Raw genomic sequence first — 8,401 nt, 5'->3', positions numbered from 1 at the left:
CGCCGGAACAGCGGGTGGAACGGATAGGCGACCTCCACCTCATGCCCTAGAATCCGGGCATCATGAGGTCCCGTCGGACGGCGGCGGAAGCACCTGGGCAACCATCGCGACCCTTTTGCAAACCGCCAAAATGAACAGCGTCGATCCACTCGCCTGGCTCACCCAGACCCTCGATCGCATCGCCAACCGCTGGCCGATCTCCCAAATCGATCAGCTCATGCCGTGGAACCACCAAGCCTGAACGGCCTCAGCTGCGCGCTTACCCATTTGTTCAAGTCCCAGTAGGCGAATCTAATTCTCTCCATTTACGAACTGATCAGCCTGCATATGAGTGAATTACCGCCAGATGGATGCAAATCCAACATTCTAAAATCGTCGAATCATTGCACAATAACAAACAGATAGCGGAGCTTCTTTTCTTCCTTTTGGCTACAAAATGCTCCCTTGAGCGCCGCGACGCCACGCTGTTGACAGAGATTGTTGAGTTGCTTTTCCAATATTTTGGTTTCGTCAGAAAAATTCGATCCCTGGAAACTGGATTGGGAACTCTGACATGCAGTCAGCTCAAATATGCTAGCGCTACGAGGACAACACGAGTGATTGGACCGTTCCAACACATGATCTAAACGCACCTCAGTTCGACTATCGCCTAATAGCAGGCAACTCTGTAGTGACCCTGGGTTCGTATCGCCATGCTGTTTGCTGGCCCCATCGCGCGAGCTGCCAGTGCGCCACCCGGTCCGGCGAAGCTGACGGCAGCCATCGCGCCCTTCGTCGCCATGTTTTGTGTCTGCACGGCTCGTGAATGCGCCTGAAGCTGATCGATGCACGATTGCGCAGAGGCATAGCCCTTGGCGCGCTCAATATCCTCTGGTGTGGCATCGGGGCGGTCGACCGCCATTTCGGCAGTCGCTTGGCGGCTGGCAATGTCGGCCCGCAGCGCAGTCATCCGAGCATCGCCGCTGTTGCAACCCATAGCAGGCAGACAGAGCACAGCAGCGAAAAGCCATCTGTTATTCATTGCAACTTTTCCMATGATGCGGTTTGAAATACGTGATGATGTTGTCATCCTGGTCCCGTCGCCAGGTGCGGCGCAGATGTCCCACAAGCTCCTCTGACGGCCCGTTTCGAGCCGCAGCCGGCCGCGCAACATAGACTAACCTCATCGAGCTATAGCTGGCCTCGCAGAGAGGCCGAAGGGGCAATTAGTTACAATTCTTCTGCTAGTTAGGGAGCCTTCAAGCCGCGCGCCGATACCGCGCCAGCGAGATCGGGGTCCACACAGCCGACCACACGAAAGCGTTTTTCATCACGCCATATGCTTGGCGTGGCGGTCAAGTACGGCAAGATCGTCCTGACCGGATCGGATGAGTTGCTGCCGGAACCGATGCGTCGTGCTTGTAAAAGCGAACTAAACTGCTCACGAGGTGAGGTAGCTCTGCCGGGTAATTCGATGTGCATATCTTCGCCCTCGGCTGAGGAAGCAGAAATGAACATGCTCTGGTGGGTGGCAAATGGCCCCGGTGTTTGACGCCGAGGTGAGGGGGAAATGTGCGAGTAGGCGTGCGACTAGGCGTCGACAGCGGTGCGCCACACGGTCAGCGGCTGTCGGCACGGACGTAGAGGGCAGCATGGGCATCGACCGGTTTGTCGAGCAGGCTTCGCTCGGCAATGATTGCATCGGCCGGCGCCATGACGTCGAACACGCTGAAGTCGGGCATCTGCCACGACGCGGCACTGAGGCCTTCGCCGTAGTCGACACGCAGCGAATGGGGAGTGAAGAACGCCAGCGCGGCGGCGAGTGCCAGGCACGCTAACGGCAGGCTAAAGAACATGCGGGAATATCGCATGGCAGTCTCCTGGGTTTGAGGGGATGCCGTGGCTGCCCGCACGACCGGGAAGTCGCTACCAACCGCAATCGCGCTTCGGCAGTTTGCCGCGTCTCGAGGGTCTGCGAGCTCGTACACGTAGAAGTGGTTCAGGTTAGCGCCCTGCCTGGGTTGCGTTCAGATGGACGAGGTATTCGGCGACGAAGCGCTCTGCTTGTCAGTTAGCGCCACGTCTGGTTTACCTGGTATTCTGCCGGCGGGTTGAGGGGAGATTCATTTGTCAGGTTTTCTAAATAGACGATCCCTGATTGTGGGAGGGATGTCATTTCTAGCTCTATTCGGACGTGCCGAAGCCTCCCAGAAGCGTTGGTATATTGGGAGAATTCCAGATCACCCGTTTGATATTCCTCTGGTCGACAAGGCGCTTGTTCCGAGGCAGTTCCACCGACAGTCTGTAGCTTATTCAGGCAAGGAACCTGTCGGAACGATCCTTATCAACAAGCAAGAGCGCTTCCTGTACTACATCGAAGGTCCTGGTAGGGCGATCCGCTTCGGGATTGCAGTCGGTCGGGACGGACAGAAATGGAGTGGTGAGGCAATAGTTSAACGAAGGGCCAAATGGCCAACGTGGACTCCTACAGCCAATATGCGACGCCGTAACCCGAACTTGCCCGTGCGCGTCCCCGGAGGCCCGCAAAATCCGCTCGGAGCAAGGGCCCTGTATCTCTATCGTGATGGCCGGGATACCCTATACCGTATTCATGGGACCAATGAGCCGTGGTCTATTGGCACTGCTGCATCGTCCGGTTGCATTCGGATGTTGAACGAGCATGTTTTTGAGCTCTTTGGGACAGTGCGCAACGGCGCCCGAGTTATCGTTGTCTAGTCACTTTGCGCCAAGGTCAGGGGATCAGAAGCCTTGTCCGTCCGCAGTTCTGATTTCGTATCGATCGACAGACCATGTGAGCGGTGGGATGGTGGCCGCCTCGACCGATTAGAATCGGTCTTGCGGGAGGGATGCGCCATTGGCAGCAATGGGGTCGCAAGCGGTCGGGCGGCAAGAAGCTGGCGAACGGCGGCTCTACCCACATTAGCGACCAAAAGCTGCCCAGCTGGAATCGAGCATGTACCGCCATAGAAGCATTTGCGGCTGCCTTGCGCTGGCAACTGATGGACTTCCGGTTCACTACAAGACATGGTAGCCAAATTGTAGGCGAAATACACATACGGATTTCCACCTAATGTCTCTGTGGCGACCTCGATTGGAGCGCGATGCTCGCTTGAAGTATCTGGCAATCGTCGAGGCGCTGGAGGCAGATATCCACACTGGACGGGTCCATCCGGGAGATCGCCTGCCGGCCCAACGCTCGATAGCCGAAGTGCTTGGTGTGGACCTGACGACTGTTACACGTGCATTGAACGAAGCCCGCCGCAGGGGGTTGGTCGATGCGCACGCCGGACGCGGGACATTCATTCGAGAGGGCGTAGCGAGCCAGCAGTCCGCAGGCAGCTTTAGCGGCACGCCACTGCTCGACCTCAGCATGAATATCCCGCCGCAACCGGTCGCCGCCGACCTTCGGCGACGTATACCGGCCGGGATTGCCGATCTACTCTCTAGCCCGCGAGGCATGCTTCACCTTCACTACCAAGAAAGCACTGGCAGTGATCCAGATAGAACTGCGGCTGCTGACTGGCTGGAGCAGCGGGTCGGTGCCGTAGCGCCCGGCAGAATCCTTGTCGCGGGCGGCGCACAAAGCGCACTCTTTGCGATCTGCGAGTACCTGGCCAAACCAGGCGATGCGATCGCTGCCGGCGCGCTGACCTATCCCGGCCTGAAGGCCGTCGCCCAGCAACGCGGGCTGGTGCTCGAGCCCATCTTGATGGACGCGGAAGGCATCGTGCCGGATGCATTTGATCAACGTTGCCGTAGAGCTCCGCCCAAGGCGATTTACATCGTACCGGCAATGGACAATCCGACGACGGCGACGCTTAACGAAGGCCGCCGGCGAAAGATCGTCGAGATCGCGCGCAACCATGGCGTGGCGATCATCGAAGACGATCCCTATTCACCGCTAAGCGCCACAGGCGTCACAGCCCTTGCCGCCATGGCAAGCGACCTAACCTGGCATATCGCAACACTTTCCAAGTGCGTGACGCCGGCACTGCGGGTGGCCTATATCGTTGCGCCGGGCAACACGCAGGCCAGGCGGCTTGCCGGAATCTTGCGGGCAACAAATCTTATGGCGCCGCCCCTCAATGCCGCATTGGCATCGAGGTGGATCGCAGACGGCACATTGGCTTCGATCACCACGGCAATCCGGGAGGAAAATGCCGAGCGCCAGAAACTAGCGGCGTCGATATTGCGCGGATCGAGTTTTTCGGCCGACCCTTTCGGACATCATCTTTGGCTCAGGCTGCCGCAACATTGGCGAGCGACCGATTTTGCCGAGCATGCCGATCGGTCTGGCGTTGCGATCGTTCCAAGTTCCGCGTTCTCTATTACCGTACAGCCACCGGAAGCCGTGCGCATTTCACTTGGTGTGGCGCCCGACAGAGCGGCTCTTGAAGACGCCTTGACCTTGCTTGCTTCACTTATCGATCAGCCTTCACTTGCAACAAGAGCCGTCGTCTAGCTTTTCCGCACATTCGGTCGCGCAGTACGCTATCGCATAGATAGGGCTGCTCGACTGCCTGTTATTTGCATTCACTTTTTGCTTGCAAAACTCAACACCACCTCCTAAGTTGCATGCATGAACAGCAAGCAGACAAAGACCCTTGAAGCCATATTCAAGAACCCGGTTTCGGGCACTATCGAATGGGCTGACGTCGAGGGCCTTCTAATTGCTGTCGGATGCGAAGTCGTTGAAGGCAACGGCTCTCGCGTCCGTTTCAACTACAAGGGCCACATCGCCAGCTTCCATCGTCCTCATCCCGCCAAAGAGGCCAAGCGGTATCAGGTCAAAGACGCTCGCGAGTTCCTTGTACAGATAGGAGTGAGGCCATGAAGGCTATGGTTTACAATGGTTACGCTGCTCGGATCGAGTTTGATGCCGACGATGAAATCTTCACCGGCCGCATTGCCGGTATTAGGGATGTGATCGGCTTTCATGCCGACACGGTCGCTGATCTAAAGGCTGCTTTTCACGAGGCGGTGGACGATTATATCGACGCGTGCGCCAAAGCCGGCAAAGCCCCTCAGAAGCCCTATTCAGGCAACCTGATGCTTCGTGTTGACCCAGAGGTGCATTCAAAGGCGGCAATCGCTGCCGAACTCGCAGGAAAGAGCCTTAATCAATGGGGTGAAGAGGTTCTTGCCAAGGCTGTTTCCGAAGAAGAGACTTCGCAGAGGCTAGACTGAGCRCCTGATCCGCTAGGCCGCCTTGCAGGCTAGGCCGCCTAGCGCGAACGACAGCTAGTGCGGCGAGATAGGCGGTATCGATCTGCCGAAGGACGCCCACTGTTAATTTGCACTGAGAGTTGACCCGGAATTGCCGAGAATTGACCCGTCTCATAGGTATGTTTCGGGTCGGTAACTGCGGTCAAGTTCCTGCTTTTCTCCTTGTGGGCTATGCTTGGGTTCGTGCGCCAAACATGTTCTTAAAGCGGGAGCTGCCGTTTCCGGTCTCGAGGCACCGTTGCAAAGTTTGTTTCTGGTCAGATTGGCCCTTTGCTGAGCTCACGTCAGGCTGTTACGATGGTCCTTCGATCATTGGCGTGGGGTCACCCGTCCATACCATGCGATAGATTGCTCCCTGTCTGACCGATTGTACCGCCGCGGGCCTCAAGGCAACGATGCAGGTGCCGCCTGTGTGTCGGGCAGAAGGATAGATAATGCCATTGAGCCCCTCGGCGCGAGCGCTGTCAGCTAACGCATTGCCTATCGGATAGGCTCTGGCTTTTTCTGGATCGAGCGATGGATGGTCTAGTCGTTGCCTAAGATCGAGAAACGCGCCTGCAAGACTGCAGAACATCTCCGCATATTCGACTATGGCGTGATAATCGCCTGCGTCCGCTAGTGCATTGGACAGATGGTATCCGACCTCATAGAGGCAGGTCTTGACGTCAAGCGCGGCGTACCAGGCGCCCCGATCCGCTCCATTGAATCGGTTTGGCTGCTGCGGTTTGGCATAGGCGAACGACGCGTTGATAAAATGCGCATGGGGGACGTCGTAGACGAGTTCGTTGGCCGCCAGACCCGAGATCCCCTTTTCCTGCGCAAGCAGCCGTGAGCTGGTCGCGCCTTCAATCTCGGCGAGGAGTTCGAGTTCATCCTCGTCGTCCACCAATGGGGCCAATACCGCAGCACGAAGTCGGGCGGTTGTCACCAGCCGGACGGTTGTAGGAAACGCGTCTGTTACGACCGGTACACCATCTATCGACAATCACAGTCCCCCACGGACCGCGTCGACATATCTGCGCACCTCAAGCATCTGAGGAATGCCGCTCTTTATCATCGATGCGATCGGGCTCACCCGCCTGAAGAGGGGTCCTTTGTTCTCAAGTCTTGGCCAGCGATCGGCCATGTCGTCAGCAAACACTAGGTGCAGCCCCTTATAGATGCCGACCATTGCTGAAATCCGGGTCAACTGATCTTGGCTGAGGTGCTTTTCCTTCCCCTCCTGCTTCAGACGCTCCCAGGTGCTCGTCGAGATGTCGAGGAGTGCTGCAGCCTGCTGGCCCGTCAGACCCCATTGTTCGACGAGACGCTTGTAGGCCTTGAGCGCTACTTTTGACAGTCGCGCCCGATCGGCTTCGTCCGAAAAGTCCTGTCGCTCCGGAAGAATCGGAAAAGTGTGTACGGGGGCAAGCATCGATTGCTCCATCATATGGCGGTAAATCTATACATCATATGATGGTATCCTGTCCAGAATTCAAACCAGGATCGGAATGAGGTGTGCAACGAGAGCCCGATCTGTTCCGTGCCGGGTACATTGGCGAAGCGGAACAGCCTATCGGTCGTGGTGACGATGATCTCGATCCCAGAACTCGCCTGTGCTTCGAGCAGCGGAATCGAGTTGATCAGAATGGCCTGGTTCGGAATAAACTGGCCGGATTTGCGAAGTTCGGCCAGCGCCGTCCGGGTCTCGATGCAGGCCTTTGGGACTGCCTTGGTCTCGACATCCTCGCGCGGGGGCAGGGCAGGAGGTCGTTGTAGGGGCGGTCAGGGCGGAAAGGCATGTCGATCAATCCCACTTCGATCGAAATGTCGGGCGGATACGTCGTCGGCATCGACATGTAGTTGAATCGTGTCGATGGAAACGCGATCCAACGGCATATTCTGAGCGTTGCGAGCCAGTTGCTCAGATGCAGAGGTGTCAAACGGCTCCAAAACTACCCCCCGATCGGCGTTCAATTTTGCCGGATCACAGGCGAAGCAGCTTTTCAACCCGATCGCCTCGCTGAGAAGCGTACCTGCAGGGGATAATACCCGTTCGAGATGATTTACCTAGTGACCAGGAGCGTCGTCCTCTTCAACGGAATCATCTGTCCCTTCCAGGGCATTGCGCCAGCGGCCGATGAGGGCCAGCAATTCAGCTTGAGCGCCAGATTGGGCGACATGCTCGTGTTGTCGAAGAGCCATGCGCAGCGATGTTCTCGACAGCCTCGTCGCTGGCAGCTCGATTTCGTCTGGCTCTTTGCCGTCCCGTAGAGCCACTTCGACCAACGACTTTGCCGCTACGGCTTCTGCGATCCCAAAGTCCTTCAGCAGGGATTGGAAAGCTCCATGCAGCTGTTTGTCGAACGGCCTGTCTCGTCCCATTTCGTCGCTGACGGGATTTCCGGGATGCAGTGAGCCAACAGGCAATAACCCAACAGGAATTGGCGTGTTGGCAGAATGGGTTCGGCAACCTTTCAGCAGTTTTGGCAGAACATGAGTGTGCGGCCCCGCCGGCGAAACCCCGCCTGTGTCGGGTCCACCGATCTTCTGGTAGACCTCGACGCGGCCGATGTTGGTCAATGCAACGCGGTGAGGATGCACCGAGAGGATCGCGGCCATCGCTTGATTTGTGGGATCCATCACTGATAGACCGAGATTGGCCCTCAGCACGCCCAGCAGCTTCGGATCGCTGGTGCGGATGCAGAAGTCGCATTGCGTCAGCTTCAGGCCCATGTCGAACAGGATACCTGTCCGATCGATGCCGCGGATGGCATTGTCGTCCGGGCCAATTTCGGTCAGCACCTGGCGCGCAGGTCTGCGCGCCAGGTGCTCAGGCAGGCAGAGTGCCAGTGCCTGGCTCCAGCGATGTCTTTTCGGGCTGAGAGTCTCGTAAGCGACGGGAACGATGTTCGCGAGAGCTGCAGACACGATACGGACTCCGCCTCTTCGCGTTGCCCGCGTGAGGCGAGCTGGATCGTCAATCACCGGAATTTCGCCGAGGTCCTGATGAAACTCGGCTATGGCTCCAAAGGTGCCCATGCTCCATCCGCTCTGCCAATTGGCAAGGTGCTGGCCAAGAAGGTCCTGAAGTCGGTTCATGGGATCATTCCTTCGTGGGGGCTGTTGCCAGATCAAGCGGTTGCACCAGCATTCCGCCTTTGCCAGATCAAGCGGTTGCACCAGCATTCCGCCT

At 57.5% G+C, this 8,401-nt stretch carries 12 protein-coding genes; 6 read left to right on the top strand and 6 right to left on the bottom strand.

All coding sequences use genetic code 11. The features are described from left to right. A partial coding sequence (locus tag AC1DWF_RS28010) for a transposase domain-containing protein (protein ID WP_476842313.1) occupies nucleotides 1-241 on the top strand: 241 nt, incomplete at its 5' end. 408 nt (nucleotides 242-649) lie between these two features. On the opposite strand, the gene AC1DWF_RS28005 is transcribed toward AC1DWF_RS28010, so the two are convergent. After that, nucleotides 650-1,021, bottom strand: a complete 372-nt coding sequence (locus AC1DWF_RS28005) for a hypothetical protein (protein WP_476842312.1) — start codon at nucleotides 1,019-1,021, stop codon at nucleotides 650-652. 577 nt (nucleotides 1,022-1,598) lie between these two features. Then, complete coding sequence (locus AC1DWF_RS28000; protein ID WP_476786611.1) at nucleotides 1,599-1,850, bottom strand: hypothetical protein; 252 nt, start codon at nucleotides 1,848-1,850, stop codon at nucleotides 1,599-1,601. A 298-nt stretch (nucleotides 1,851-2,148) separates the two neighbouring features. Here AC1DWF_RS28000 and AC1DWF_RS27995 point away from each other — a divergent pair, with 298 nt between their 5' ends. From AC1DWF_RS27995 to AC1DWF_RS27980, 4 genes are all read left to right on the top strand, one after another. Then, a complete protein-coding gene (locus tag AC1DWF_RS27995) occupies nucleotides 2,149-2,715 on the top strand; it encodes a L,D-transpeptidase (RefSeq protein WP_476842315.1) in 567 nt (188 codons plus the stop codon). Nucleotides 2,716-3,109: 394 nt separating this feature from the next. Beyond that, nucleotides 3,110-4,462, top strand: coding sequence for an aminotransferase-like domain-containing protein (locus AC1DWF_RS27990; RefSeq protein WP_476789236.1), 1,353 nt, complete (start codon nucleotides 3,110-3,112; stop codon nucleotides 4,460-4,462). Between the two features lie 117 nt (nucleotides 4,463-4,579). Then, nucleotides 4,580-4,834 (top strand): type II toxin-antitoxin system HicA family toxin, encoded by a 255-nt coding sequence (locus AC1DWF_RS27985; protein WP_476786169.1) that lies wholly within the window; start codon nucleotides 4,580-4,582, stop codon nucleotides 4,832-4,834. Next, the gene (locus tag AC1DWF_RS27980; RefSeq protein WP_476842311.1) at nucleotides 4,831-5,187 is read left to right on the top strand and encodes a type II toxin-antitoxin system HicB family antitoxin; all 357 of its coding nucleotides are present in this window, start codon (nucleotides 4,831-4,833) and stop codon (nucleotides 5,185-5,187) included. The genes AC1DWF_RS27985 and AC1DWF_RS27980 overlap by 4 nt, the downstream gene beginning before the upstream one ends. Nucleotides 5,188-5,518: 331 nt before the next feature. On the opposite strand, the gene AC1DWF_RS27975 is transcribed toward AC1DWF_RS27980, so the two are convergent. The 4 genes from AC1DWF_RS27975 to AC1DWF_RS27960 all read right to left on the bottom strand — a co-directional run bounded on the left by AC1DWF_RS27975 (nucleotide 5,519) and on the right by AC1DWF_RS27960 (nucleotide 8,247). Beyond that, nucleotides 5,519-6,112 (bottom strand): RES family NAD+ phosphorylase, encoded by a 594-nt coding sequence (locus tag AC1DWF_RS27975; RefSeq protein ID WP_476786172.1) that lies wholly within the window; start codon nucleotides 6,110-6,112, stop codon nucleotides 5,519-5,521. Nucleotides 6,113-6,211: 99 nt separating this feature from the next. Then, nucleotides 6,212-6,640, bottom strand: coding sequence for an antitoxin Xre-like helix-turn-helix domain-containing protein (locus AC1DWF_RS27970; protein WP_476786168.1), 429 nt, complete (start codon nucleotides 6,638-6,640; stop codon nucleotides 6,212-6,214). An 11-nt stretch (nucleotides 6,641-6,651) separates the two neighbouring features. Then, on the bottom strand, nucleotides 6,652-6,870 hold the full coding sequence (locus AC1DWF_RS27965; protein ID WP_476804420.1) for a Fic/DOC family N-terminal domain-containing protein: 219 nt from the start codon (nucleotides 6,868-6,870) through the stop codon (nucleotides 6,652-6,654). 405 nt (nucleotides 6,871-7,275) lie between these two features. Continuing rightward, nucleotides 7,276-8,247 (bottom strand): DUF6925 family protein, encoded by a 972-nt coding sequence (locus AC1DWF_RS27960; RefSeq protein ID WP_476842314.1) that lies wholly within the window; start codon nucleotides 8,245-8,247, stop codon nucleotides 7,276-7,278. Between AC1DWF_RS27960 and AC1DWF_RS27955 the strand changes: the two genes are divergently transcribed. After that, on the top strand, nucleotides 8,215-8,401 hold a 187-nt coding region (locus AC1DWF_RS27955; protein ID WP_476842316.1), incomplete at its 3' end, for a hypothetical protein. The two genes, AC1DWF_RS27960 and AC1DWF_RS27955, sit on opposite strands and share 33 nt — an antisense overlap.

The organism is Aminobacter sp. P4_D5, assembly GCF_056401815.1.
Note: the sequence above shows the minus strand (reverse complement) of the source record. Positions and strands in the feature narration are given on the sequence as shown.